Origin of the sequence: Pseudomonas tolaasii NCPPB 2192, assembly GCF_002813445.1 — a bacterium.
GTDB lineage: Bacteria > Pseudomonadota > Gammaproteobacteria > Pseudomonadales > Pseudomonadaceae > Aquipseudomonas > Aquipseudomonas tolaasii.
Window position 1 is genome coordinate 1,846,918 of the sequence record NZ_PHHD01000001.1, and the last position, 25,381, is coordinate 1,872,298.

Here is a 25,381-nt window from a genome sequence, read left to right on the forward strand (position 1 = left end):
TTTACTCGGCGCTTATAGACTCTTCAGTGCCAGGTTCAGGTCGGAGTGTGTACATAGCAATCCCAGGAGTAGAGCCTTCAAATCACACGGCCATTTGCTTGCCCAACGAGCCCTGGTCCGGAAGTACGAGTAGTCAAAATGTTCGCAACTCTCAGTTTGATGCCCAAGTATTATCGGGTGGGGTCAGGGTTTGGTTCTCAAACAGGAATATGCCGAATGGACGAATTGGTATAAGCACGCAAAGGCTGCTGGTATTAAAATATAAGTGAGGTTGAAATGACGTATGGTCTCACATTTACCAATAGCTCAGGCGTAGTAACACTCGACTCTGAGTTTTCCAGGCTTGTTGTACTGTACTCCGCAAGGTATGGGGAGAATGGTGTTAAAGGTGCCGCATTTCCAACGCCAATCACTTCGCTTGAACCCCCTTTAATTTTTGCGAGGCCAGATGTAAGCGGCGGTTTTCAATGGGTCAGGCTTCTTGGTGGGCCCGGTAATTGGACTGGCTTTGTTAATGAAGCGGCTGGAGTTGGAAATTATTTTTTAGCCGCTTACGAATCAAAGCCGACTGCAGGATATGGATTGAGGTTGTGGAATGGTAATTCAAAGCTTTTATTTGACAATGGAACGCCTTGTGCCCAATTCACAAGTGTAGTCACTACATGGACGTTTGTCAGTGCAGAAAATCCATCGCCCGGCAGATGGCTTTACACGTATCTAGCACCTGCCTCATTCAATACCGGCGATTATATGCTTATCAATAATATTGCATATGATCTTCCGGGTAATGATACGTTTTCTAAACTCAGCTGTGGTTTCAATTACGCCGCCAACACGGTGTCGGTTTATCTTCAGAATATTGGAGATTTTCGAACGGATTCATTGTTTCTTCCATTATTGTTCGCAAAGCCAATGCCACAATGATTTTGGTAGGGTTTGTGATTCCGATGTCCAAGTCTTGGGGCAGTATTTATGCTGCCGTTAGATAATTATTTTCCTGGAGAAATACATGGTTTGGCAAAGAGCGGGCTCGGTCACTGTTCAAACTAACAGCAATACAGTAGTTGGAATCGGCGTGGACTTCGCCGCGAGCAGCAGAAACGGCGATTCGTTCATCGGGCCTGATGGCTTCACTTATGAGGTTGGCAACGTCGCGAGTGCTACGGTCATTTCGATCATTCCTGCGTACAAAGGCCCGTCAGTCAGCGGGGGCGCCTACGCCATCATGCCGGTGCAGGGCTACGACAAGATGCTCTCGGATGCCTTCAACAACCTGAATAATCAGTTCGGGCCGAAGCTGGCAGCGCTGGGCACCACTGGCAATTACGATATTTTGCCCGTATCAAAGGGCGGGACCGGTCGCACCACGATTGGCACTTCGATAACCGCCGACATCGCGACAAGCCTTTCGGATACGACGCCTGGGCGGTTATTGCCTATGGGCTACGGCGGGCTTGGCGCAAAGGACAACATGCCTTATTTGGGTGACGTAAACCCGGATGGCTATCGCGCCGGTGGGGAGTACTTGGGGAACTTCCTCATTCTCGGCACCCGAAAGGTGGGGGTGTTGATCGTCCACCCGGGATCAAATGCAACATTCGCTGGCCAGGAATTCTTGGCCCTTGATGAAGATTCTAAATACTTCCGGACGCAGTCGCTTTCTTCATGGCGTGCCTGGAAAAAGCTGTCGGGCGCCGGTGCAAATACTGATATCACCAGTTTGTCAGGTTTAACAACGGCGCTCTCAGTCTCGCAAGGTGGTACCGGCGGAAAAACCCAAGCGGATGCTCGTGCGGGCCTTGGGCTTGGCTCGGCTGCTACAGCGACTGTTGGTTCTGCGACTGGGAACGTAATGGCGGTTGGCGCGGGCGGGCTGCTTGGCGTGGCTATCGGAATCCCTCAGGGAACAGCCTTGAGCCTGGTGCAGAAGACACAGTTCTCGACGACCAGCAGCAATGCTGACGTTCCAGCCGCCGCCCCTTACTCAACGCTGATAACGATCAAGTATCCAGAAGGATTTCGTCAAAGTGAGCTCGCAGCGAACATCCTCGATGGCAGCCTCTACTCGCGCGTCACTCTGGCGAACGGCGCTACCACGCCGTGGCGGAAAATCTATGACGACACCAACACCACGCGTGCCGCTGACGGCACCTTGAAGGCGATCTGACCATGGCAAGAGCAGCAATCAATGTCCTCGGGGCGACTGGCGCGACCTACGACTTCGTGACCAATGGCGCCGGGGTGGTGGGATCATCCCGCGAGTCGGTTGGCGTGTATTACATCACAGGATGCCTCGGCATGGTTCCGTTCCCGCCAGTGGATGACGGCTGGGGGTACACCGTCAACCAGGTGGACTCTCGGGCGGACGTGGACATTCAATTCGATGACCAGGTGTTGGTCGTGACGGTGACCAAGGACGGGAAGCCATACGACCTGAAGCACATGATCACGCTGCACATTCTGGTGCCTGATGCTCCAGCGGTGGAGATGCCACAGGAAGCGCAACCTGCGGAAGATCCCGTAACGCCCGAAGCCTGACCAACGCAAATGCACCACAGCCGCCTTGAGCGGTTTTTTTTCGCCTGGAGAAAAGTATGCCGATTACAGAAACCCGTGGGGTGCGCAATCGCAACCCGGGCAATATTGATTACAGTCCGGCCAATCAGTGGCTGGGCCAACTGAAGCCCGATCCTGCCGTAGAGAAGCGATTCGCGCGCTTCGATACGCCGGAGAACGGCATACGCGCCCTGGGCAAAGTGTTGCTGACCTACCAGCGCAAGCACGGATTGAAGACGGTCAAGGCCATCATCAGTCGGTGGGCGCCGTCAGTTGAGAACGACACCGTCGCTTACGTGCGGGCCGTGGAGGCGAATACCGGCACCCAGCCAGGCGCAGAGATTGATCTGGCCCGGGCGCCGGTAATGGCCGGTTTCGTCAAGGCAATCATTCATCACGAGAACGCGGGGTATGCCTATCCAGACGCGGTGCTGGCTGAAGGTGTGCGGCGGGCGCTGGCATGATGCCGGTCCAGAAGCTGGCCGGGCTCGCAGTGCTGATCCTGGTGCTGATGGCTGGCGCCGCCGGCGCGGCGTGGCAGGTGCAGGACTGGCGCATGGGCAAGCGGTTGGCTGAGCAGCTTGCGGAGCAGGGCGCCGAACACCAGAAGGACCTGGACGCAATCACAAGCGAAGCTCTGAAATCTTCGCAAGATCCTCTTTAAGGTCGGGGCGCTGGCTGAGTAGAAGCGCTCGAATCTCTTGTGCGGTTTTCGACTTTTCCATGCGCGGCTCCTCCATAGCTCAACCCAAGTCTAGCCCATGAGAATGTGTAGTAATGCCCGCTGATCGCCAGATTACTGAAGGTAAGGGCAGATACAAGAAGCCCGGCGCTGGGCCGGGCTTGATTCAATCGGGGTGTTGAATTGGAAGCTTTAGCTGAGTGCCAGAGCGGCGATGGTCAAGCACTTCCAAAACTTGGTGCTCGGCCTTCAACTGATCGCCCACAAGGGTTTTAATTTCCTTTAGGCGAACCCTTAAGATATCTCCCTTGCCAAATCGCAGATCGCCACTCTCAATCATCGAAAGGAAACTTGGATCAACAATTGACGCGTAGAACGTGGACGCGCCATCGTGGAATCTCCATTTATTTTCGTCGCGAAAGGCGATGTTCACCAACTGAAGGCTGGCCACTCGCTCACTCTCATCAAGTCGCTCCTCTTCCTGCTCGGGAGCGATGAAGTTTTCGGCTTCCGTTTCTGATGCCGCTACGAAATCGCCATCAGGCTCGCGAACGGCGAAGTAATCAACTCCCGGCCGCTGGAGCGGTTTGTGCACTACGTCTTGGAAAGCCTTGCGTAGCTTCCAATTTCGGAACAGCGCTAACACCTTTTCCTCGGTGTCGAAATGCTCCTGATCGCAGAAAACCCTGACAACGCCATCGCTAAGGATTTCAACTTTTGTGATATCTCGATTGCGAACCCACTTGATGAGCTGAAAAACACCCCTCGTTGTTAGGCTCGTAAAGCCGAGCAGGGCGATCAGATTCGCCGCTGCGGTAACCGGGCTACCGGCAAAAAGATCCTGGGCTTGCTGAATCAGACTCTGCGTTACGCCAAGATCAATTCCAAAACTGCCAGTTTTAAATGATCCTTTGACGCTGACGGAGAGCTTGGTTCGGCCATCGTTGAGCGTGGCGTTTGCCTCTTCGAAAAGCTCCCCGAGAGCCAGAAGGGCGGGCGCAAGATCACGCACCTCCATCTCGTGCGATTGAAGCGCGGGCCCGTCATAAACGACTTGTAGCGATGCTTTGCTCATGTCTTCCATTGTTGCTTCCGTGCGTGATTCTGTCTATTTAAGACTATGGCTGCCCGTCCGAAAGCGAGAGGCTACAGCATCCCTCCGCGCCAAACTATGCGCCTATTCAGGCTTGCTTCGATTTATCTGCCCCGCCTTCACCTCGTCCGCATACACAGCCAGCCGATCCTCGTCCGCATGAAGCACCGTGCACATCTTCAGCACGGCCTGGGCGTCCGCCTCGTTCCCTGCAAGGCTAAGTCGCTCCGCAATCCTCATCAGCTCTACGGCTGACCACTTGAGGTCGGAGGCGATGCCTTGCAGGTCACGTTTGAGGTCTTGGTTTGGCTTGGTGAGGGTCATGCCTATTCCTCCATGATCTTTCTCAGTTGACCAATTGCGCGCAGGAGTTGAGAAGCCTGTTCGAACGTCGAATCCGCCATATCCTCAAGGCCGCCATCACGGAATTTCTTGCTCTGATCAAAAAGGTTTTGGGCCATCTGCTCAAGCTGCTTGATGTACAGCTCGGTTTGATACTCAGCAGAATGACCCATTGTCAGCCTCCTGGAGAGTTCCTGCTTTTAGCGTTAAGCCTATTTGCGCCAGGTCGCGGCGCAGCTGCTGGTTGGGTTTGGTGAGGGCCATGATGGGTTTTCGGTTGACAGTTGACGGGGGAGTATGGACAGAAACAACAGCTGAACTCAAGAATGCAGAGGGTTCAACAAATCCTTGCCATCACCGGCGATAGGCATCAAGGACTGATCGCGCTGCGAACGTGCCAGGCGTACGTCAGGGCGATTGCGAATTGACATACATTCGTGGTCGTGAAAATTAGCATGCACCTCAATCCACGTAGGAAAAGCGGAGCAGGCGCACCATTCGGACCGAATCCCGTTATCTGGATTTCGCCACGGAAAATCCCGTTATGGCGAATTCGGGGTTCTGTCAACCAGGGTTTGGAGCGATTTGCCCGATCTGTCAACCAGCTCAAATGATTGAAACTAAATGAGTGGGATCGCTGGCGGATAACTAAGCGTGCATGCTGTCTTGCTGCCCGTCAGCGTCCCGCCTTGATTAAACGTGTGAGTCGGTGCGGAAGTAAAGCCAGAAAAAAGGGATTGTGTTCGGTCGGCAGTGCGCCAGGGGATGCGGTATTTCAGATAGGCAGCATGGTTCGATTCTGTGGATAATTCAGGCGCGGCGAAAAAGGACGCGCGTCAGCCTCCTGCGCCACCATGGTGCTCTCCGACCTGCTCAGCGGGTAGGTTGGAGAGCGGGAGAGTTGGCAGCGGCTTATGATCGAGCCAAAATAGCAGGGCGCTTATGTGAGCGTGCATCAAATTTAGTCACAAGCGCCATCATTGGGTCTCCGACTGGGCAAGAGGGCCTTGCAAGTTGGGTGTAGCGGTATGGTTTTAAGGCTTGCAGATATACAGGTTAACATGCAAAAAGATATTGAAAGGATCACAATTCTAATTGATGCTCAGACCAAACAGAGATTGGTAAAAGCTGCGATTTTTGAGGACAGAACTGTTTCACAAGTTATACGAGGGCTAGTCAAATCACACCTGCAGCAGGTTGAAAAAAAATCTAGCATGTTGGAAACCGATTTGACCCAGCCATGCTCAACGAATTCTCGCCATTACTGACGATGGGGATGGTGCCGTGATCGCGCTGCGGGATTGACTGGCGTATGCGCGCGCGGTTTTACGCTAAGCTGATTTGAAAGGAGGATTTAGGTATAAGGAAGTGACGATGGATTATTACCACCCATGCATGGGGGTTTTGCTGACCTCAGCCTGGGTTTTAGCTGTGTCGATCGTCATCTACTCAATAGTAGAGTGACGATGCCCCGAATTCGCCATACCTCCAGCACCTCTATTGCCACCACCATCCCTCAATACCGATGAGCGTGAGCGGACGGTACCAAATGTTGTTATGACAGCCAATTACGCGGATATCCTCCTGGAAAAGCAAAGCCCCGGAGGTTCGCGGCTCCAGGGCTTCTATTTTCGCCTCCATCCCTAAATGTCTGGCGAACGTGGCCGGAAGATTACCAGCGGCCTTTGAATTTTTCACTACAGTTTTAGGAGATTGTATTCGGTTGGCTGGACGCCGGGGGAGGGCTGGCTTTTCAGATAAACGGCACCGCTCGATTCTGTGGATAACTCAGGCGCAATGGAAAACAATGTACGTCTATTTGTACGTTTGGCAGAAACAACAAAGCCCCGCATCGCTGCGAGGCCTTGTTTTATATGGTGCCGGCACCAGGAGTCGAACCCGGGACCTACTGATTACAAGTCAGTTGCTCTACCAACTGAGCTATACCGGCGTGTTAGGGCGACGATTATAGCGATTGGCAAGCTTCTGTAAACCCCTGAATTCTGACTATTTTTGCAGATGCAGAGGTTTTTTTGCGATTGCAGCTTTTTCCTGCACCAAAGGCCGCTTTACACGGCGCTTGGACGGCTCAGTTGCCATCGCCGCAGTCGTCGGTGAATTTCATGTAGTTCAGCACCTGGGTCTGGCCTTTGGAGTCGAGGTAGGTCAGGTGGGCGTTGACCACGCCGCAGCCGGAGCGGGTGTCTTCGGTGGTGGACAGCACGCGCTGGATGTCGGGTTTGTGGTTGGTGTTTGCGTGGGCGGCGAAGCTGGCGGCGAACAGGCTGGCGGCGATGAGGGTTTTCCAGTTGTTGGGGTTCATGGCGGTGGCCTCTGAGGTCAATGGTTGGGGTGAGGCCATTGAATGCCTGGGAGGTATCCGGGCTGTGTCTGCCGGTGGGGGTTTTGTCTCGCTGTGTATTGGCGTTGGATTTATGTACGTGCTGATACGAAGGGGAAGTGAGATTGGTGAAAATCCGTGCGGACTGATCAAAAATCGTACAAAAATTCTTTAGTCGGTTGATTCATAAGCGAATATTCAAAAGCCCCTCTTGAGCCATAAAAATGGCGCCATGCCACTCATCTGAAAGCATTTTGTAACAAACAGCAAAATACTGACACCATCAGCGTGATATCACACAATGCCCGTCTAACAAAAACAGTGGTTCGCGAGAGGAGGAGGCGGTCAGTGGGGCGTGCAGATCACATTTCAAAGCTATACACCGCGCTGGGTATGCACTCTTTTCGAGAACCCGATGTAACGCAGGAATCGGCCTCCGTGCCTTTGCAGCGTTTGCTGGATCAATTGAACCAGGGCGCGGCGAACTGTGTGTGCCCGCCCGAGTTGGTGGAAGGCCCGCGTGGCGAGTTGTATTCGGACCCGCTGGCGCCGAAAGTCGTGGTGGTGGTGTCTGCCACCGGCGGCGTGGGGCGCAGCACGTTGGCGGCGGCGATTGCCAGTGGTTTGCAGCGTCAGGGGCACCCGGCACTGGCGCTGGATCTGGACCCGCAAAATGCGTTGCGCCATCACCTCTGTCCCGGTGCTGATCTGCCGGGCCTTGGCGCTACCAGCCTGCTCAATCAAACCTGGCAGGCGCTGCCCGAGCGCGGGTTTGCCGGCTGTCGACTGGTGGCGTTTGGTGAAACCGACCCGGTGCAGCAGCAAAGCCTGACGCGCTGGTTGGGCCAGGACCTCGAATTTCTCGGCAAGCGCCTCGGCGGTTTGGGCCTTAGTGGTCAGGACACGGTGGTGATCGACGTGCCGGCAGGAGACACGGTGTACCTCAGCCAGGCAATGTCGATGGCCGATGTGGTGCTGGTGGTGGTCAAACCCGACGCTGCTTCGTTCCGCCGCTTGGCCAACATGGATGAGGTGCTCGCACCTTACCTTGAGGGTGGGTCGCCCGCGGAACGCTTCTATGTGATCAACCAGGTCGACGGTGCTCACGCGTTCAGCCAGGACATGGCCACGGTGTTCAAGCTGCGCCTTGGCGACGCGGTGCTGGGCGCGGTTCACCGTGACCCCTCGTTCCGCGAAGCGCAAGCCTACGGAAACGACCCGCTGGACCCTCTGCTCAATAGCATCGGCTGCCAGGATGTGAACGCGTTATGCCGGGCGCTCAAGGGGCGCTTGCATTAGAAAAAGGCTTGGCCATTAATTTGACTATTTACCGTTTGTCTAAAAAATAACCAGTTAAAACATCAAAATAATGACACTTTGCCGTCTCTGTCACAGAATGCTTCCACTGGGACGCCTATAAAAAGACCTGCGGTGAGTACCTGCTTGCCGACCCTTCACGTCTTTAAGCTGCGTCGTGAGGAGCGGGCTATGAGCCTTAGTGAAGAACTGCTGACCTTGTTCGGCAAAAACGTTACCCATGATGCCCAAGGCATCGAGGCGCGCATGCACTTCTTTGGCAGCGTGCCTGCCGGTGACAACCACCCCCGACCCACTGAAACTATCGCGCTGCGCCCCAAAGTGGTGGCGTTGGTGTCGATCAATGGTGGCGTGGGTCGCAGCACCCTGGTCACGGCGCTGAGTAGTGGTTTGCAACGCCACGGCGAATCGGTGGTGGCGCTGGACCTGGACCCGCAAAACGCCTTGCACCATCACTTCGGCGTCAGTGCTTCACTGCCGGGTCTTGGTCGCACCAGCCTGGAACACGGGCCGTGGGCGCACTTGCAGCAGCTCGGTTTCGAGGGTTGCCAGGTGATTACCTTTGGCGATATCGATATCGAGCAACAGGAAAACCTCGAGCGCTGGCTTAAACACGAACCCCACTGGCTCGCGCAACGCCTCGCCTCCCTGGGGTTGAGCGAGCGACAGACAGTGATCATCGATACGCCCGCCGGCAACAATGTGTACTTCCATCAAGCGCTGAGTGTGGCCGACGTGGTGTTGGTGATCGTGCAAGCCGACGCCGCGTGCCTGGGCACCCTCGACCATCTGGATGTGTTGCTCGCGCCGCACCTTGAAGGCGAATGCCCGCCCACGGTGCATGTGGTGGTCAACCAGGTGGATGAGAGCAACGCGTTCAGCCTGGACATGGTCGAGGCGTTCAAGCAGCGGCTGGGCAAGGCGCCGCTGGAGGTGCACCGCGACATAAAGCTTAACGAGGCTCTGGCGTTTGCCGCCGACCCGCTGGACAACGTGGCCAAAAGGCTGGCCAGTGACGATTTCAACGAGATTTGCCAGCTGTTGAAGACACCTAAAAGGCGCGCCTAAAGCGTGGTTTATACGCTTATCGCCAACTGCTTATGCACAATCGGTTGGTTGACACTGTCACGAAACAGCCATTTTGTGGAGCCGTTCTCAACACGCTGCAACTGCCTGTTTTGTGTGCATTTTATTGTGTGAACAAAAAATGACCAGCGTGGGTTTTGACCTGTAACGCACGGGCTTACAGCCTCCGTAAAGATTCCATCAACAGAGTTATCCACAGGGCGCGCACGGCACATCTTGCCCCCTAATCGCGCTCGGCCAACACCATCACGTTGCGTGGGGTGAGGGTGGGCTCGCAGAAGGTGCCTATCTCAACCTTGTAGCCCTGTTCCGACAGGAAAAGTGCCCGGTCCAGCACCAGCCATATTTCCAGTGGGCGTCGGAATAATCCGCGTACCAACTCCAGATTGCGCACTTCGGCCAATCGGCGCCAGCCATGGGCTTCCAGTTCGGCCCAATTCCGTTCGCCTGTGGATAAACCTTTGAGGCTTGCCAGCTCGCGGCAGTAGTCTGCGAAGGGCTTGTCCAGCCAGTTGGCAGGCAGGGACGGTGTGGGCAGGTATTCATCGCAGCCGCGTAACTGTCGTTGCAGACGGTCAAAGGCCAGGCGCCGGGCCATGGAGGTGTCGCGCTGCTGGCGTACGCGGTTGCCGGCGGTGACGGTTTCGCTCAAGGGCAGGCCCAAGTCTTCAATCGACAGTCGCAGGTGCGAGGCCCGGCCCGCAGCCGATAACGGCTGGTAACTGTCGGCGCCGATACGGTTATAGCAGCAAGGCGCCAGCGCCAGTTGCCTGCAGCCGGCAGCGCTGGCCAGTTGCAGCAGGCGCACATGCAGGTCGCCGCAGGCATGCAAGGCGACGGGGGTGTGCTCGGCGGTGATCGCCACATCCGCCATCACGTCTTGCAGTTGATGAGTGGCGGGCAAACCGTGGTGTTCGCTCAAGGCCTGGCCTGAGGCAATCAAGGCCGGGTCGTATTCCAGGCAGGTCAGCTGCTGGCCGGGTTGCAACAGGCGGCGGCCAAGGTGGCCTTTGCCGGCACACCAGTCCAGCCAGTGCGTAGGTTGTTGCGCAAATTGCAGCGCAGCACCGAAGGCCTCAATCTGTTGCCATTTGCGGCCGGGCACATCCACATTCAGGCGATGGCGCGCGGTTTCCAGGGCGTGTGCGGGCAACTTATCCACAGCGCTCAGGCGCTGTGCCTGTTCGGCGAGCTGTGGAAAAGGCGCGGGCGCGGCCAACTGATGGGGGTGGTTATGACTGGCTTCGGCATCCGCCAGCGAGCGCTCGCGCAGCCACTGGGCCAGCGCCGCGTGCTCGGTTTCCCAGGGCAAGTGCAGGTGGGTAAAGGGCCGTGGTTTCCACAGCCCTTGGTGCTCGATCAGAAACGCATCGAGTGCGTTAAAGCACGCCTCAGCGTCCCTGGCAGGCATCGACGCGCAGCCAGCGTTCCAGCAGTTTGAAACCGCGCACCAGGATGTAGGCCATCAGCAGGTAGAACAGCCCGGCGGCGAAGAAAATCTCGACCGGCAAATAGGTGCGCGCGATGATCGTGCGCGCCATGCCGGTCAGTTCCAGCAAGGTCACGGTACTGGCCAGGGCGCTGGCCTTGAGCATCAGGATCACTTCGTTGCTGTAGGCCGGCAGGCCGATGCGCGAGGCACGGGGCAGGATGATGTAGAACAGCGTCTTCGGCTTGGACATGCCCAAAGCCCGCGCCGCTTCGATTTCACCCGGTGGAATGGCCTGGATCGCGCCGCGCAGAATCTCGGCAATATAGGCAGCCGTGTGCAGGGTCATGGTCGCGGTGGCACACCAGAACGGGTCGCGCAGGTATGGCCACATGAAGCTCTCGCGTATGGCATCGAACTGCGCCAGGCCGTAGTAGACCAGAAACAGCTGCACCAGCAGCGGCGTGCCGCGGAAGAAGAAAATATAAGCATAAGGCAGGGCGCTCACGTACCAGCGGCGCGAGGAGCGCGCGATGCCCAGCGGAATCGCCAGCAGCAAACCGGCGATTACGGCGATGGCGACCAGTTCCAGGGTCAACGTCGCGCCCTGTGCCAGTTTGGGCAGCCATTTGATGATCACGGCCCAGTTCAGGCCCAAATCGAAATGCGACAGCCAGCTGTAGTCACCGCTCATTGGGCGCTCCTTGCAAAGCCGCGGGCGGCGCGTTTTTCCAGGAAGTGCATGCCGGTCATCGCCAGCACGGTGAGGCCCAGGTACATAAAGGCCGCGACCATAAAGAAGGTGAACGGCTGCTTGGTCACGGTCACACCAATCTGCGCATGGCGCATGATTTCTTCCAGGCCGATCACCGACACCAGCGCGGTGTCCTTCATCAAAATCATGAACAGGTTGCCAAGACCCGGCAGGGCGATGCGCCACATCTGCGGCATGATCAGCCGGGTGAAAATCCGGAACTTCGACAGGCCCAGCGCCACACCCGCTTCACGGTGGCCCTTGGGAATGGCGAGGATCGCACCACGAAACACTTCCGTGGCGTAAGCGCCAAAGCACAGGCCCAGGGCGATGACGCCGGCGGCAAAGGCACTCAGGGAAAGGTCGGGGTTACCAAAAAACTCCCCCAGGGCCCGCATCAAATTGACCGTGCCGAAATAAATCAGCAGCACCCACAGCAGTTCGGGAATACCGCGAACGATGGTCGAGTAAGCGCCGCCAAGCCATTGCAACGGCTTGTACGGGGACGTCTTGGCCAGTGCACCGGCAAGGCCGAGCACCAGCCCCAGGCACAGGGCCGTGAGCGCCAGTTTGACGGTCATCAGCGCGCCAGCGGCAAGCGCCGGGCCGAATCCGTAGAGATCGAAATTCATGGTGTTTTCATATCGCGGCAGGCATTGCTGAAAGCCGGCGCACCCAAGTGGGCGCGCCGGTCAGGTCGTTCAGATCATTCGATGCTGAACGGGAAGTACTTGTCGTTGATTTTTTTGTAGGTGCCGTCTGCCTTGATCTCTGCCAGGGCTTTGTTCAGGCGCTCGCGCAGCGGGTCGCCCTTGCGTACGGCGATACCGATCTTATCGCTTTCCACCACTGGGTCGCCTTTGAACTCGTAGGCCGAACCGTCTTTGCTCTTGAGCCACTCGTACTGCACGTACTTGTCGGCCAGGATGCCGTCGAGGCGCCCGGAAGTCAGGTCGAGGTAGGCGTTTTCCTGGGTGTCATACAGCTTGGCGGTGGTGTCCGGCAGCTTGTCTTCCAGGTAGGTGCCGGCCAGCGTCGCGCGTTGGGCGCCGATGGTCTTGCCTTTGAGGTAGGCCGCGTCGGTCTTGAAGTCCGCAGTGGCTTTCGGCGCGATGAATTGCAGCTTGTTGGAGTAGTACGGGTCGGTGAAGTCGACGGCTTGCTTGCGCTCATCGGTGATCGACAGCGAAGACACCAGGAAGTCGAACTTCTTGGCGTTCAGGGCCGGGATGATGCCGTCCCAGTCAGAAGTGACCACTTCACATTTGTCGACTTTCATCTTGGCGCACAGGGCGTCGCCGATGTCTTTGTCAAAACCCACCACGTTGCCGCTGGCGTCTTTATTGTTGAAGGGCGGGTAGGCCGCCTCGATCCCCATTTTCAAGGTTTCTGCCATGGCCGTGGCGCTGAACGCCGTCGAGACGGCTGCGGCCAGAAGGAATTTTTTATAGTTCTGCATGCATGTTGCTCCGTTAGCGGTTGCTGGACATGAATTGTTTGCAGCGCGCCGAAAGCGGGTTTTCAAACACCTGCTGTGGCGATCCTTGCTCTTCGACCAGGCCCTGGTGCAGGAACACCACTTCACTGGACACCTGACGGGCGAAGCCCATTTCATGGGTGACCAGCAGCATGGTGCGGCCTTCTTCGGCCAGTGCGCGGATCACATTAAGTACTTCCTGGACCATTTCCGGGTCAAGGGCCGAGGTTGGCTCGTCGAACAGGATGACCTTGGGTTGCATCGCCAGGGTGCGCGCGATGGCCGCGCGTTGTTGCTGGCCGCCGGACAGTTGCGCCGGGTAGGCGTGGCGCTTGTCGGCGATGCCGACCTTGGCCAGCAAGGCTTCGGCCACTTCGATGGCTTCGGCTTTGCTCTGGCCGAGCACGCGGCGAGGGGCCTCGATGATGTTGTCGAGGATGCTCATGTGCGGCCACAGGTTAAAGTTTTGAAACACAAAACCGATTTCGCTGCGCAGGCGGTTGATCTGCTTGCCGTCGGCGGCCATCAGCTCGCCGTTTTTTGCGGCCTTGAGCTTGAGCTCTTCGCCGGCCACCAGGATCTGGCCCTGGTGCGGGTTTTCCAGCAGGTTGATGCAGCGTAAAAAGGTGGACTTGCCGGAACCGGAGGAACCCAGGATCGAGATCACGTCGCCGTCGCGAGCGGTCAGCGAGATACCTTTAAGTACCTCAAGCTCACCATAGCGTTTATGCAAGTTGCGGATTTCAAGCGCGGGCGTGGCCTCGGCCATGTGCGGTCCTCATTGTGTTCGTTGCGATCCTGCTGTTGGGCCGCCTTCCTGGCGAGGCGCCAAGCTAGCATAGCGTTCGGATGACAGCCAACAGCCCGGCGGGCGGTAAACGGGCGGTCTGCGGCAGGGTGTCGCATCGGCACAGCAGCGTGTCGCGCTATCAACAACCTACAGACGTTTCAACCCGATAAATCCACAGGCTTCGCGTAAAAAAGGGCGCGATGGTGCCAGCTTTGGCCGGGTGTTGGAAGGGTTAACCGGGCAAACGGTCCATATCAGCCCTTTTATGGGGCGTCACGTACTTTTTGTGTGTGTTTATGGTGCGTTTATTTGCAGTGAAGGTGGGTCGCTCGGTAACGCTATAGCGGAATGCTATTGTTCTCAAGGACTTGCGAGCGCCGTTGAAAACCTCTGCAGGCCGCGTCAATCGTGGCTCTGTAACATTTTGGCGCAAATCTTGCGTAAAAAATAAAGAACGCCCCGTTGGATTCTTTTCACGAGAAAGACTGCAGGCCGGGCGGACCGTTTTCGCAATTCCTCGCTAAGGTGTGTCAATGAGTAGTACGCAAAGCTCCAATGACCTCGAACAGGGGCTCAAACCGCGTCACGTCACCATGCTGTCGATTGCCGGCGTTATTGGTGCCGGGTTGTTTGTCGGCTCCGGCCATGCGATAGCTGCAGCCGGGCCTGCCGTACTGCTGGCTTATGCCGCGGCGGGCACGCTGGTGGTGTTGGTGATGCGCATGCTGGCCGAAATGGCCGTGGCCTCGCCCGACACCGGCTCGTTCTCCACCTACGCCGACCGTGCGATCGGCCACTGGGCCGGTTTCACCATCGGCTGGCTGTACTGGTGGTTCTGGGTGCTGGTGATTCCCCTGGAAGCCAACGCCGCCGCAACCATCCTGCATGCCTGGTTCCCTGATGTGGCCATCTGGGTGTTTACCCTGGTCATTACCTTGTTGCTGACTGCGACCAACCTGTTCAGCGTGAAGAACTACGGCGAGTTCGAGTTCTGGTTCGCGTTGATCAAGGTTGTGGCGATTGTGGGCTTTGTGATCCTCGGCCTGGCGGCGATTTTCGGCTTCCTGCCGACCAGCCAGGTCAGCGGCGTTTCGCACCTGTTCGACACTCAAGGCTTCATGCCAAACGGCATGGGCGCGGTATTGGCGGCGATTCTGACCACCATGTTCTCCTTTATGGGCACCGAGATCGTCACCATCGCGGCCGCCGAATCCAAGAACCCGGGCCAGCAAATCACCAAGGCCACCAACTCGGTGATCTGGCGGATTGGTTTGTTCTACCTGCTGTCGATTTTCATCGTGGTGTCCCTGGTGCCCTGGAACGATCCGACCCTGGCGGCGGTAGGTTCCTATCAGACCGTTCTGGAACGCATGGGCATTCCTAACGCCAAGCTGATCGTCGACCTGGTGGTATTGGTTGCGGTAACCAGCTGTCTGAACTCGGCGCTGTACACCGCTTCGCGGATGCTGTTCTCCCTGGGCCGTCGCGGTGACGCACCGGCTGTGTCCAAGCGCACCAACAAGAGCGGCACGCCTTACTGGGCGGTGTTGCTTTCCACAGGCGCGGCGTTCCTGGCGGTATTCGCCAACTATGTAGCGCCGGCGGCGGTGTTCGAATTCCTGCTGGCCAGCTCCGGCGCCATCGCGTTGCTGGTGTACCTGGTGATCGCGGTGTCGCAACTGCGCATGCGTCAGAAGCGCACGGCGGCGGGCGAGAAGATCGTGTTCAAAATGTGGCTGTTCCCAGGCCTGACCTACGCGGTGATGGTGTTCATCGTCGGTACGCTGACCATCATGCTGTTCCAGGAAGCGCACCGGGTCGAGATTATCGCGACCGGTATTCTGAGTTTGCTGGTGGTGGTGGCGGGCTTGATGGTATCGAGCCGTCGCAAAGCGCAGAAGGTGGGCGCTGCGGTACTCAATTGATGAGTCGCCGCTAAACCCTGTGGGAGCGGGCTTGCCCGCGATGACGGACTGACAGTCGACAGCTTGTTCGCCTGATACGCCGCCATCGCGGGCAAGCCCGCTCCCACATTTGGTTTTGTATCAGTCCTGGAAGCTGGCCAGGGCCTTGGAGGCCGCTACGTAGTCCTCCTGGAACTGCGGCGATTCAATCCACGCCAGCGCAGCCGCTTCGTCATCGCTGTCCGTGGCCCACTGCCGATATTCGATCAGCGCCGCCAGAATAAAATCGGTGGCTTCCTCCTCGCCTTCCTGTTCCAGCACCAGCGCCAGCAACGGGTGCGCCAGGAACGTCACACACAGCGCTTGTTGGCTGGTCTCGCCTGCGACGCGCATCGCCACAAACAACTCGGTCAAGTCCACCGATTCAAGGTCAATGCGGCTGTCATCGCCGGCGAAGGCGTCCGGCTTGGTCGCGACGGCGCGTTGAGTGCGGTTTTGCTTGGCCTTGGCCTTTGCCCGGTGGGCGCGTTTTTGCTGTTTGTTCGGCGAGGCCATGGGCTCAACGTCCTTGGGGTGTGGATCTGGATGGCGTATTGAAGCGCAGGTTGTGGCAAATCCCAAGGGAATCTAAGCGTGATCCGCCACCCGGCGCCCTGGTGTGTCGTGTGCCAGTGCGCCCCGTTGCAGCCACGCCAGTGCAATCGGCCACAGCCGGTCCTGATATTCACTGCGAAAGAACGCGAAATGCCCCACGTGTTTTTCGCCGATGTCCTCGGGGGCGATTCGCAGGTGGGTGCGCTCGCTGGCGTTGAAATAACCCAGCAACCGTTCAATGGCCGCGACCGTGCCGAAAGGGTCGTCGCAGATGCTGATGGCCAGTACCTGCGCCTTCACGCGGCCAAAGGGCAGCTCGCCCAGGGCCTTCCCGCTGGGGCGTGTTTCGTACTTTGGTGTGGCGGTTGCCCAGTCCTTCACCACGCCGGCCGGGGTGTCTTCCAGCCAGCCCATGCGCTTGCCGGGGAAGTAGCCGCACAGGGCCGTCATCAGTGGCATTACCACATGCCATTTGCCGAACATCCGCCAGCGCGTGCCGGCTTCGTAATCGCGCCAGTAGGCGAACTGGGCGCCGACCGTCACGACCCGCCGAATGGCCGCGCCTGAGGCTGCGAGGCCGGCTGCACAGCCACCGAAGCTGTGGGCGACCACGTCAATCGGCTGCCCCGGGAACTCGCGCAAGGCGCGTTGCAGCATCGCCTCGAAATCCAGCACGCCCCAATCCGACCAGGACGCCTTGAAGCCCTTCAGCGAGCCTGTTCGCGATTCGCCGATGCCGCGATAGTCATAGGTGATGACGTCGAAACCATGGGCGAACAAATAATCGGCGAAACGCGAGTAGTGGCGGCAACGTACGGAGGTGGCGGCGTTGATGATCACCACAGGGCGCGTGGGCTCGGTGCGGATGTGGCGCCAGGTGAAGCCGCCGATCGGATAACCGTCGGCGGCGGGCTCCTTGAAGGGTTCGCTCTGATGGTGGCTGAGTGTGCTGGCCGGCAGTCGCGAGGCGGCGTCATTCAAGTTCATTGGTTATCAGCCCATGTCGGTTTTTATTTTTTTAGTTACATATCGTCAGTTTGCCAGCACTTGTGCTCGCTTCAATAGGCTCTTTAACCTTCGGCGATTGCTGACAAGGCCATACCTCCGAGAGGAACGACAGTAAACCATGGACCGATTAGACTGGCAGGCATCCACCACGGAGGCCTTTATGAGTACCCCACTTTCGCCCATCGTTTCCGAGTTTGAAACGCAAGAGCAGGCCGACAGCTACGACCGCTGGTTTCGCGCCAAGGTGCAGGCTTCGATTGATGATCCGCGGCCGAGTATTCCGCATGATCAAGTCATGGCTGAGATGCGGGCCTTGCTTGAGGCGCGGCGTAAAGAGCGTGATGAGGGTTGAGTGGCGGCCCGAAGCGCAGGCCGAACTCAGGGCAATTCTGGAATACATTATTGAGCGCAATGTTGCGGCGGCCAGCGATTTGAATGAGGCAATAGAAGAGGCCACGACAGCGCTGCCGCTGCATCCTTACCTATACCGGTTGGGAAAGGTATCGGGTACCAGGGAAATTGTTGTCCATCCCGATTACCTGGTTGTTTATCGCGTTGCGGGCTGGATTGAAATTCTGACGGTGCTGCACGCCCGCCAGGAATATCCTTGATCTTCGCTCTGTCTCGCTCGACCTTTGAAGAGGGGGGCATGGGCTTGCCCCCTTGCGATCTACCCGAGCCTCTTCATGAGCCGTGACACCCTCGAACACAACCAGATCCCGATCTACTTCATCGCCGTCCTCCTGGCGGCTGCTTTTGGCGTGCTCGCGCCCTTGGCTGCCCATGGGCTAGGCACGCTGGTCACGCCCGCCATCGCCGTGCTGATGTACGCCATGTTCCTGCAAATCCCCTTCCTCGATCTGCGCGAGGGGCTTGGCAACAAGCGCTTCATCTGCGCGTTGCTGCTTGCCAACTTCATCCTGGTGCCGTTGCTGGTCTGGGTGTTGACCCGTGGGCTCGTGGAGCGCCCGGCGCTGTTGGTTGGCGCATTGTTGGTGTTGCTCACGCCGTGCATCGATTACGTGGTGGTGTTCACTCATATCGGCAAGGGCGATTCACGGCTGATGCTGGCGGCGACGCCGATTCTGTTGCTGCTGCAGCTGGTGCTGCTGCCGGTGTATCTGGGGTTCATGCTGGGGGCGGAGTCGGAGGTCGTGGTGGCCGTAGGGCCATTCGTCGAGGCATTCCTGCTGTTGATTGTGCTGCCCATGGTGCTGGCCGTGCTGACGACATCCCTGGCCCGGCGCTCAAGCGTTATCAATGCCTGGAACACGGCTTGGGCGTGGCTGCCGGTGCCGGCCATGGCGCTGGTTTTGTTTGTAGTGGTTGGTTCGCAGATCACCTTCGTTGTGCGGGATATCGGTTTGCTGATGCCGGTAATCCCGGTGTATGTGGGTTTCCTGCTGTTGGCCCCGCTGATAGGCGCGCTGGCGGCACGGCTGTTTGCGTTGCCGGCCATGACGGCGCGGGCGGTGACATTCAGCGCAGCGACCCGCAATTCGCTGGTGGTGTTGCCCCTGGCGCTGGCCTTGCCCGAAGACGTGCGTGGGCTGGCGGCGACGGCGGTGATTCTGCAAACCCTGGTGGAGCTGGTGGGCGAGCTGCTCTACATCCGGCTGATCCCGGCGCTGGTGTGGCGCGCTCGTCGATAAACCCGGAAATCTATCGGTCTGTTCAGGCGTTATTCAGGGGGGGAGTCGGCACCATTGTGTCGGCGCACCTTACCTGGAAGGAATACTGATGGATCATCGCAGCCGTTTTCGCCTGGAGTCCCTGGGCATTTTCCTGATTGCCTTGTTGCTGTTTACGCTGGGAATCTGGAACGAGCAGCCCCAAGGGTTTGACGGACGCTGGGCGCTGTTCTTGCAGGAAATGTTTCGCAACGGCGCGAGCCTTTTCCCGACCACCTATGGTCAGCCGTATCCGGATTATCCCGGCACTGCGACCTTTTTCAGTTTTGTGTTTGCCCGCCTGTTTGGTGCGCCGAACCACTTGGCTAATGTGTTGCCGACGGCGCTGGCGTCCGCGGGTGTCATCGCATTGATCTATCGCCTGCTGGCGCCGTCCAGCCGGCCCTGGGCCTTGCTGACAGTGTTGCTGACCCTGCTCACCACCCAGTTGCTCGATAAGTCGCGCTCGGTGTGCCTGGACCTGATGATCGCGCTGCTCTGTGTCGGCAGTTTCTACCTGTTGCACAGTGGCGAGCGCCTGGGTTCGCGGGCAAGGCAATTGGCCGTATTCCCGTTGTTTGTGCTGGCATTCGCGATTCGCGGGCCGCTGGGCTTGATCGAAGTGTGTGGCGTGGTGTGTGTGTACTGGGCGTTGGGGCGCCCTGGCGCGAGGGTCAAGCAAGTGCTGATCCACGGTTTTGTCGGGTTGGTACTGCTCGGCGCATGCTGGTGGGTGTTGATGAAGCTCGCGCGTTTCAGCGGCGGCGATGCTTTCGCCAATGATGTGTTCAGGATGCAGGTGGTCGGGCGTCTGGATGAATCGGGCGAGCCGTTTTATTTCTACTTCAAATTGAGTTTGTACCGTTACTTCCCGGTGGTGCCTTTGGCGCTGGCGACCCTGATCGCGCTGCGCCATCGTTGGTCCGAGCGCTGGGTCAACGATGAAGTACTGCTGGTGGTTCGACTCGGCGCCTGCGGGTTGATGATTCTGCTCGGACTGTCGGTGCCGCACTTCAAGCGCGCGTATTACATCCTGCCAATGGTGCCGATGTTTGCGGCTGTCGCCGCCTATGGGCTGCTCCAGGCGCAAAACTGGCTGCTGGGCGTGCGCCGCTGCTATGAGTGGCTTGTTGCCGCTCTACCGGCCTTGTGCGTGGTGGTGTTGTTTGTGTGTCGGCATGCGTGGCAAAAACACGGCTACTGGCCCGACGTGTTGCTGCCGCTGCTGATCGGTGTGTTGCTGGTGCTGCAGGTGGCGGCGCTGGTTGCCTGGCGCCGTGAGTTGCGCCTGGTGTCGCTCAGCGTGATCGCTTTGGCGGCGCAGTGGCTGCTGCTGACAGTGGTGATTGATCCGGCCAAGGACCTGCAATTCGACACCCGCACATTCGTCACCCGGGTGGAGGCGTTACGTGCCTCGCAGCCTGGGCCTTTAGTGTTTGTCGACCTGGGGCGCGACACCTGGGCGGTGCGCTACATGATGAACCTGGACCATGAGGAACAGCCGCTGTTTGTCGGTGGCAATGAGCCGGAAAAGTTGAACACCTTGCCGCGTCCCTCATGGGTGTTGGTGCCCCGCAAAGAGGCGGCTCTGCTCAAGGGAACACCGATGGAGCAGCAGGCGCCCGCGTTCGAAGGGCGCCTGAATGACAACCCGCTGATGGTGTTTCTACTCAACTAGGCCGGTGCAGGTCATTTGCACTGGTAGCCCTCGGGCATCGTGACGGTGTAGTTGCGATGCACGCGGTCCTGGAAATTCAGGTTCTGCAGGCCTTGTTCCACCAGAAAGGCCTCGACCTTGGTGGCCTCGCAGTCTTCGTTGTAAGACATCACCCGCAGCAGGTACACCGCGCGCCTGCTCGCTTCATCCCGTGCAGTGGCCGTGAAGGTGGTCAGCGTGGTGTAGCCGGTTCGCTCTGACGTGCCCACCGGGCCGTAGGTGGTGTTCGGTTTGCTGGTGCAGGTCAACTGGTCGTCTTTTTTCTTGTTCTTCTTGCATTGAGTGGTCGTGCTGGTGGGCACCTGGCCGTATTCGGTCGCGGTGTACCGGTAGGTCACCTGGCGGCTGTCGACATCAAGCAGAACGGTCATTTTGATCGGGGCATGCTGCTTGGGCAGGGTGGTGTCGGTGTACACCTCGCGAAAGCCCTGATCCTTCATGGCGCTGACCATGTCGCGCAGGTAGTAGCGGGCATTCAACGTGCTTTGCGCGCTGCCGCCGACGGAAGTGGTCACCAGTACCGGGGCCTGTCGATCAAAGTGATAGTCCGGGTCCGGTGTTGCGTTGATCGAAACATCCATGTGTGTGGCGCAGCCGCTGAGCAGCGCCGTCAGCAGCATCAGTGCGCAGAACAAGTACCGGGTCATTCAATCACTACCTTGCAACAGAAAATTCAGTAACCCCTAAACGATTGAGCGGCGCGATAAATAACCCTCAGGGTTGGCCGGAGTTCGCGGCCACTAAATCGCAGGCAATAAAAAACCCCAAGGAATCATCTTCGCTTGGGGTTTTTCGGTATTAGTGGTGCCCAGAGACGGAATCGAACCGCCGACACGGGGATTTTCAATCCCCTGCTCTACCGACTGAGCTATCTGGGCAACGGGGCGCATTAAACGGGTTTTTCAGGGGGTCGTCAAGCAAGTTTTCAAAAAATATTTAATTATTACCGTCGCTTACGTGCCGACCCCGGTTTTTGATCAATTATTGAGCAGGTGGTACGTAGCCGTCGGCCTTGGCGTAATCTTCGCCGGAAAAGAACTTGTCCATCTCGCCCGCCAGGTATTTGCGATCTTCGGCGTTCATCATATTCAGGCGTTTTTCGTTGATCAGCAGGGTCTGGTGTTTCAACCAGTCGCCCCAGGCTTTGGCGGAGACATGATCAAAAATGTCCTGGCCCTTGGCGCCCGGGTACGGAGGACGCTCCAGGGCTGGCAATTCTTCTTTGTACTTGCGGCACATGATGGTGCGGGTCATGACGGAACTCCTGCGTTCAATACGTCGGCCGCGCGCTTCAGCAGTTTTTTCACCGGGGCGGCAAGGCCCAGGCGCGGCGGGGTGGCGAGGTTATACCAGAGCCAGTCGGCCTCGGCCACGTGATGGGCGGTTTCCTCGACCTGTACCAGCCACGGCTCGATCGCCAGCTGGAAGTGGCTGAAGGTGTGGATCAGCCCCGGCAATTCCTGCTGCTTGCCCAGTTCGAGCGCGTGCTGGTTGGCGAGGTGTTCGAGGTCTTGCAGGTCGTCCAGCTCCGGCAAGCTCCACAGGCCGCCCCACAAGCCTGTGGAAGGGCGGCGATAAAGCAGAATCGCGCCTTCGGCGTTGGCGAGCAGCGGCATCAGTGTGCGCTTTTGCGGAATGGTCTTGCGCGGCTTGGGGATCGGGTAGCGTGTCTCCAGGCCGAGCATGTGCGCTTCGCAGCCTTTTTCCAGCGGGCACAACAGGCAGCTGGGTTTACTGCGGGTGCAGAGGGTGGCGCCCATGTCCATCATTGCCTGGGTGTAGGCGTTGACGCGGTCATGGGGCGTGAAGCGCTCTGCGGTGGCCCACAGCTGCTTGGCCACCTTGGGCTCGCCCGGGTAACCCTCTTGCGCAGTAAACCGCGCCAGCACCCGTTTGACGTTGCCGTCGAGGATCGGCGCGCGCAGGCCCATGCTCAGGCTGGCGATGGCGCCCGCGGTGGAGAGGCCGATACCCGGCAGCTCGGTGAGCTTTTCCACGTCGCGGGGGAATTCGCCGCCATAGTCGGCGACGACAATTTTGGCGGTCTTCTGCAGGTTGCGCGCGCGGGTGTAGTAACCCAGGCCCGTCCACAGGTGCAGCACTTCATCTTCCGGCGCGGCGGCCAGGGCCTCGACCGTTGGCAGGGACGCCATGAAACGGTCGAAATAATTCAAAACGGTGCTGACCTGGGTCTGCTGCAACATGATCTCCGAGACCCACACCCTGTAAGGCGTGATGCCCTGTTGCCAGGGCAGGTCATGGCGACCGTGGCGGTCGTACCAGTCGAGCACCGCCGTTGAAAACTGCTCGTTTCTCATCGTTTGAACAGGCCTTTCAAAGCATCTTTGAGCTGTGGGTTGACCTTGTCGAGTTTCTCTTCCAGCTTCTCGCCGAGCTTGTTGCCGGCGGCCTTGACTGCGACCTGGGTCAGGCCGTCCTTGTCCAGGCGGCAGGCCTTGGCGCCCAGTTCCAACGGGCCACGGCAGCGCAGCGGTACTTCGATGCCTTGGAAGTTGGAACCCACCTGGCAGGCCGGGTCCGGCGTTTCGCGCTGGTCACCTTCGACAATGATGCCCACGCGGTAGTCCATGCCGAGCACGCGCAGGTCGACGTCGCCGTTGCCGTTAACGGTCAGCCCCGGAATGCGCACTTTCAGGTCCGGGTTGCTGGCCACGCCATTACGGAAGGTCAGGTTGCCGCGCAATTCCTGGAACGGCGTGTCCTTGCCTTGCGGCGTGCTGCTCAACGTCTTGCGGTTGAGCAGGGCGATGCCGGTGCACAGTTGCTGTTCAAGGTTGGCGTTGAGCAGCATGCCGTTGTTGATCACAAAGCTCGCGGTACCGTTGAGGCTGTCGATCAGCGCCTTCTGGCTGTTGCCGCGGCCGCTGAGGTTGCTGTCGAGGGTGATCTGGCCCTTCACCGGCGGGTTTTGCCCCTGGGCTTGCAGGATGCGCTCGACCGGCACTTGCTTGATGTGGGTTTGCAGCGCCAGTACCGGAATGTCCTGGCGCACATCCAGCGTGCCGTTGGCCTGGAACGTGCCGTTGTAAAGGCCACCGCTGAGGGTGTCGAGCTTGAGCTGGCCGTCGACGCCGGAGGCTTTGAGCGCCGCGTTCTGGATCGGCAGTTTGCTCAGGGTCAGTTGGCCGAACGCGAGGTCGGCATTCACATCCAGAGTGCGCAGGCGGGTCAACGGCAGCAGTTTGTCGGTGCTCCACGCGCCTTTGGTCGGCGCTTCCGGCAGCGGAGTGGTACCGCCAGCGGCCATGGCGCCGGCTTCACTGTTTTGCACTTCGGCCTGGCGGGCTGCGGCGGCGCCTTTGGCGGACTCGGACTTGGCCGGCAGGTAGTTGTCGGCGTTGAGCGTGTCGCCCTTGAGCTGTACGCGCAGGGATTGTTTGGCGAAGTCGTCCACGGCGATGCGACCGGTCAGGGTGCTGCCATCAAGCTTCAGGGTGAGGTCTTCCAGGGCTGCGCTGGTCGGCGTGCCCTTGAGGCGGCTGACCAGCTCGACCTTGCTCAGGCTGCCCTCGGCCATCGGCGGCAAGGGATGGCCGACGCTGTCGAGGAACTTGGCCAGGTCAAACTGCGCGATGGACAGTGCGCCATTGAGCTGCGGGGTTTTGCTCAGGTCGTTGACCTTCAGTTCGCCCAAAGCGCGCAATTGGTTGGCCGATAGCTTGATGTTGGTCCATTCGGCGATGTTCGCCGCCAAGTCCACCAGCAATTGGCCCTGGGTGGAGAAGGTCACGGTCTTGCCTTGCAGCGGCTCGCCGGTGGCTTCGCCGCTCAGCTTCATGTCTTCGAACTGGTAGCGCTGCAAGGCACGCTGGATGCGCAGGTTGCCGTTCAGCTCGGTCTTGATGCGCATCAGCGGCTGGTTGCTGCCCAGAAATGCGGTGAGCTTGAGTGGAACGCTGGCCCCTTCGTGGACCGCGCCGGCGCTCAACTGGATGCTTTCGGCGCTGAACTGCTTGCCGGTCTGCTCATCGTTGTATTCAACGCGGGCGTTGTTGATGGTCAGGCTGTCGATGTCCAGGCGGATCGGTTTTGGCGGTTTTTCCGGTTCGGGTTCTGCCGGGGTTTGCGCCGGAGCAGGAACCGGCGAGTTGGCCGTGGTCTCGGTGACGTTCTTGCCGATGTCTTCCCAGTTGCCGTGGCCTTGCTTGTCGCGGATCAGGCGCAGGTTAAGGCCTTCCACGCGAACGTCGCTCATCTGCACTTCGCGGCGCAGCAGCGGCAGCACGCGCACCGACAGGCCGATCATTTGCAGGTCGGCGAAAGGCTGGGTCGGGTTGGTCATGGTCGCCACGCTGGCTTCATGCAGTTCGAGGCCCAGCCAGGGGAACAGGCTCCAGCCGATGTCGCCATTGAGCGTCAGCTCGATGTGGGCCTTGTCGCGGGCAATCTGGCGAATCTCGTCTTTGTAATCGTTGGGATCGAAGAGGTGGGTCAGGGCAAAGCCCAGGGCCACAATGATCAGCAACAGCCCGAGAAGTACCAGACCCAGGATTTTGCCGAACGCTTTCATGGGCGAGTCCTTGTATGTCGATTTCAAAATTTAGCCGAAGAGTATAACGCCAGGCGACGTGCGTCAGTTCACGGATCGTTACATTGTATC

At 58.6% G+C, this 25,381-nt stretch carries 27 protein-coding genes and 2 tRNA genes; 12 read left to right on the forward strand and 17 right to left on the reverse strand.

The genetic code is table 11. From position 1 onward, the window contains the following. Positions 1 to 276 precede the first annotated feature (276 nt). The 5 genes from ATI14_RS08585 (at position 277) to ATI14_RS08605 (ending at position 3,220) form a co-directional block, all read left to right on the forward strand. Positions 277 to 924, forward strand: coding sequence for a hypothetical protein (locus ATI14_RS08585; RefSeq protein WP_080520054.1), 648 nt, complete (start codon positions 277 to 279; stop codon positions 922 to 924). An 85-nt stretch (positions 925 to 1,009) separates the two neighbouring features. Continuing rightward, positions 1,010 to 2,167 (forward strand): hypothetical protein, encoded by a 1,158-nt coding sequence (locus ATI14_RS08590; protein WP_100831482.1) that lies wholly within the window; start codon positions 1,010 to 1,012, stop codon positions 2,165 to 2,167. Between the two features lie 2 nt (positions 2,168 to 2,169). Beyond that, the gene (locus ATI14_RS08595) at positions 2,170 to 2,538 is read left to right on the forward strand and encodes a phage tail protein (RefSeq protein WP_100831483.1); all 369 of its coding nucleotides are present in this window, start codon (positions 2,170 to 2,172) and stop codon (positions 2,536 to 2,538) included. A gap of 56 nt (positions 2,539 to 2,594) precedes the next feature. Beyond that, a complete protein-coding gene (locus ATI14_RS08600) occupies positions 2,595 to 3,020 on the forward strand; it encodes a structural protein (protein ID WP_080520349.1) in 426 nt (141 codons plus the stop codon). Further along, positions 3,017 to 3,220 carry a hypothetical protein gene (locus ATI14_RS08605; protein ID WP_177006759.1) on the forward strand — a complete coding sequence of 68 codons (204 nt, stop codon included), beginning with the start codon at positions 3,017 to 3,019 and terminating at the stop codon, positions 3,218 to 3,220. Before ATI14_RS08600 ends, ATI14_RS08605 begins: the two co-directional genes overlap by 4 nt. Positions 3,221 to 3,404: 184 nt before the next feature. Here ATI14_RS08605 and ATI14_RS08610 read toward each other — a convergent pair whose 3' ends face one another. The 5 genes from ATI14_RS08610 to ATI14_RS08645 all read right to left on the reverse strand — a co-directional run bounded on the left by ATI14_RS08610 (position 3,405) and on the right by ATI14_RS08645 (position 6,996). Continuing rightward, positions 3,405 to 4,322: an LAPAL motif-containing putative phage structural protein gene (locus ATI14_RS08610; RefSeq protein WP_056861762.1), complete on the reverse strand. Its 918-nt coding sequence runs from the start codon at positions 4,320 to 4,322 to the stop codon at positions 3,405 to 3,407. Positions 4,323 to 4,415: 93 nt separating this feature from the next. Then, positions 4,416 to 4,655: a hypothetical protein gene (locus ATI14_RS08615; protein ID WP_080520348.1), complete on the reverse strand. Its 240-nt coding sequence runs from the start codon at positions 4,653 to 4,655 to the stop codon at positions 4,416 to 4,418. A gap of 2 nt (positions 4,656 to 4,657) precedes the next feature. Beyond that, positions 4,658 to 4,846 (reverse strand): hypothetical protein, encoded by a 189-nt coding sequence (locus ATI14_RS08620; RefSeq protein ID WP_080520347.1) that lies wholly within the window; start codon positions 4,844 to 4,846, stop codon positions 4,658 to 4,660. A 1,702-nt stretch (positions 4,847 to 6,548) separates the two neighbouring features. After that, positions 6,549 to 6,624, reverse strand: a tRNA-Thr gene (locus tag ATI14_RS08640). A 138-nt stretch (positions 6,625 to 6,762) separates the two neighbouring features. Next, entirely contained in the window at positions 6,763 to 6,996 is a 234-nt protein-coding gene (locus ATI14_RS08645) for a DUF2790 domain-containing protein (protein WP_017255250.1), read from the reverse strand. Between the two features lie 456 nt (positions 6,997 to 7,452). Between ATI14_RS08645 and bcsQ (ATI14_RS08650) the strand changes: the two genes are divergently transcribed. Together bcsQ (ATI14_RS08650) and bcsQ (ATI14_RS08655) are read left to right on the forward strand one after the other, a co-directional pair. Further along, positions 7,453 to 8,313 carry a cellulose biosynthesis protein BcsQ gene (gene bcsQ / locus ATI14_RS08650; protein WP_080520346.1) on the forward strand — a complete coding sequence of 287 codons (861 nt, stop codon included), beginning with the start codon at positions 7,453 to 7,455 and terminating at the stop codon, positions 8,311 to 8,313. 189 nt (positions 8,314 to 8,502) lie between these two features. After that, positions 8,503 to 9,399: a cellulose biosynthesis protein BcsQ gene (gene bcsQ, locus ATI14_RS08655; protein ID WP_016972231.1), complete on the forward strand. Its 897-nt coding sequence runs from the start codon at positions 8,503 to 8,505 to the stop codon at positions 9,397 to 9,399. A 241-nt stretch (positions 9,400 to 9,640) separates the two neighbouring features. Here the strand turns inward: bcsQ (ATI14_RS08655) and ATI14_RS08660 are convergent, their stop codons facing one another. From ATI14_RS08660 to ATI14_RS08680, 5 genes are all read right to left on the reverse strand, one after another. Next, positions 9,641 to 10,828, reverse strand: a complete 1,188-nt coding sequence (locus ATI14_RS08660; protein ID WP_016972232.1) for a methyltransferase — start codon at positions 10,826 to 10,828, stop codon at positions 9,641 to 9,643. Next, positions 10,809 to 11,498, reverse strand: a complete 690-nt coding sequence (locus ATI14_RS08665; RefSeq protein WP_026082978.1) for an ABC transporter permease — start codon at positions 11,496 to 11,498, stop codon at positions 10,809 to 10,811. The genes ATI14_RS08660 and ATI14_RS08665 overlap by 20 nt, the downstream gene beginning before the upstream one ends. 38 nt (positions 11,499 to 11,536) lie before the next feature. Next, positions 11,537 to 12,232, reverse strand: coding sequence for an ABC transporter permease (locus ATI14_RS08670; RefSeq protein WP_017254012.1), 696 nt, complete (start codon positions 12,230 to 12,232; stop codon positions 11,537 to 11,539). Positions 12,233 to 12,306: 74 nt separating this feature from the next. Beyond that, a complete protein-coding gene (locus ATI14_RS08675; protein WP_016972234.1) occupies positions 12,307 to 13,059 on the reverse strand; it encodes an ABC transporter substrate-binding protein in 753 nt (250 codons plus the stop codon). A gap of 13 nt (positions 13,060 to 13,072) precedes the next feature. Beyond that, the gene (locus ATI14_RS08680; protein WP_010213906.1) at positions 13,073 to 13,846 is read right to left on the reverse strand and encodes an ABC transporter ATP-binding protein; all 774 of its coding nucleotides are present in this window, start codon (positions 13,844 to 13,846) and stop codon (positions 13,073 to 13,075) included. Between the two features lie 554 nt (positions 13,847 to 14,400). Between ATI14_RS08680 and gabP the strand changes: the two genes are divergently transcribed. Continuing rightward, entirely contained in the window at positions 14,401 to 15,792 is a 1,392-nt protein-coding gene (gene gabP, locus ATI14_RS08685) for a GABA permease (protein WP_016972235.1), read from the forward strand. Between the two features lie 120 nt (positions 15,793 to 15,912). On the opposite strand, the gene ATI14_RS08690 is transcribed toward gabP, so the two are convergent. Both ATI14_RS08690 and ATI14_RS08695 read right to left on the reverse strand, forming a co-directional pair. Then, entirely contained in the window at positions 15,913 to 16,326 is a 414-nt protein-coding gene (locus ATI14_RS08690) for a hypothetical protein (RefSeq protein ID WP_016972236.1), read from the reverse strand. Positions 16,327 to 16,398: 72 nt separating this feature from the next. Further along, positions 16,399 to 17,352 carry an alpha/beta hydrolase family protein gene (locus ATI14_RS08695; RefSeq protein WP_016972237.1) on the reverse strand — a complete coding sequence of 318 codons (954 nt, stop codon included), beginning with the start codon at positions 17,350 to 17,352 and terminating at the stop codon, positions 16,399 to 16,401. A 181-nt stretch (positions 17,353 to 17,533) separates the two neighbouring features. Here ATI14_RS08695 and relB point away from each other — a divergent pair, with 181 nt between their 5' ends. The 4 genes from relB (at position 17,534) to ATI14_RS08715 (ending at position 20,721) form a co-directional block, all read left to right on the forward strand. Beyond that, on the forward strand, positions 17,534 to 17,725 hold the full coding sequence (relB, locus tag ATI14_RS08700; protein ID WP_016972238.1) for a type II toxin-antitoxin system RelB family antitoxin: 192 nt from the start codon (positions 17,534 to 17,536) through the stop codon (positions 17,723 to 17,725). Then, positions 17,715 to 17,984, forward strand: coding sequence for a type II toxin-antitoxin system RelE/ParE family toxin (locus ATI14_RS08705; RefSeq protein ID WP_016972239.1), 270 nt, complete (start codon positions 17,715 to 17,717; stop codon positions 17,982 to 17,984). The genes relB and ATI14_RS08705 overlap by 11 nt, the downstream gene beginning before the upstream one ends. A gap of 75 nt (positions 17,985 to 18,059) precedes the next feature. Then, entirely contained in the window at positions 18,060 to 19,025 is a 966-nt protein-coding gene (locus ATI14_RS08710; RefSeq protein WP_016972240.1) for an arsenic resistance protein, read from the forward strand. An 88-nt stretch (positions 19,026 to 19,113) separates the two neighbouring features. Continuing rightward, the gene (locus tag ATI14_RS08715; RefSeq protein WP_016972241.1) at positions 19,114 to 20,721 is read left to right on the forward strand and encodes an ArnT family glycosyltransferase; all 1,608 of its coding nucleotides are present in this window, start codon (positions 19,114 to 19,116) and stop codon (positions 20,719 to 20,721) included. 11 nt (positions 20,722 to 20,732) lie between these two features. Here ATI14_RS08715 and ATI14_RS08720 read toward each other — a convergent pair whose 3' ends face one another. The 5 genes from ATI14_RS08720 to ATI14_RS08740 form a co-directional block, all read right to left on the reverse strand. Next, positions 20,733 to 21,407 (reverse strand): YajG family lipoprotein, encoded by a 675-nt coding sequence (locus ATI14_RS08720; RefSeq protein ID WP_016972242.1) that lies wholly within the window; start codon positions 21,405 to 21,407, stop codon positions 20,733 to 20,735. Between the two features lie 155 nt (positions 21,408 to 21,562). After that, a tRNA-Phe gene (locus ATI14_RS08725) sits at positions 21,563 to 21,638 on the reverse strand. Positions 21,639 to 21,741: 103 nt separating this feature from the next. Continuing rightward, positions 21,742 to 22,014, reverse strand: coding sequence for an oxidative damage protection protein (locus tag ATI14_RS08730; protein WP_016972243.1), 273 nt, complete (start codon positions 22,012 to 22,014; stop codon positions 21,742 to 21,744). Beyond that, the gene (gene mutY, locus ATI14_RS08735) at positions 22,011 to 23,078 is read right to left on the reverse strand and encodes an A/G-specific adenine glycosylase (protein WP_016972244.1); all 1,068 of its coding nucleotides are present in this window, start codon (positions 23,076 to 23,078) and stop codon (positions 22,011 to 22,013) included. Before mutY ends, ATI14_RS08730 begins: the two co-directional genes overlap by 4 nt. After that, positions 23,075 to 25,291: an AsmA family protein gene (locus ATI14_RS08740; protein ID WP_017254022.1), complete on the reverse strand. Its 2,217-nt coding sequence runs from the start codon at positions 25,289 to 25,291 to the stop codon at positions 23,075 to 23,077. Before ATI14_RS08740 ends, mutY begins: the two co-directional genes overlap by 4 nt. Between the last annotated feature and the right edge of the window lie 90 nt (positions 25,292 to 25,381).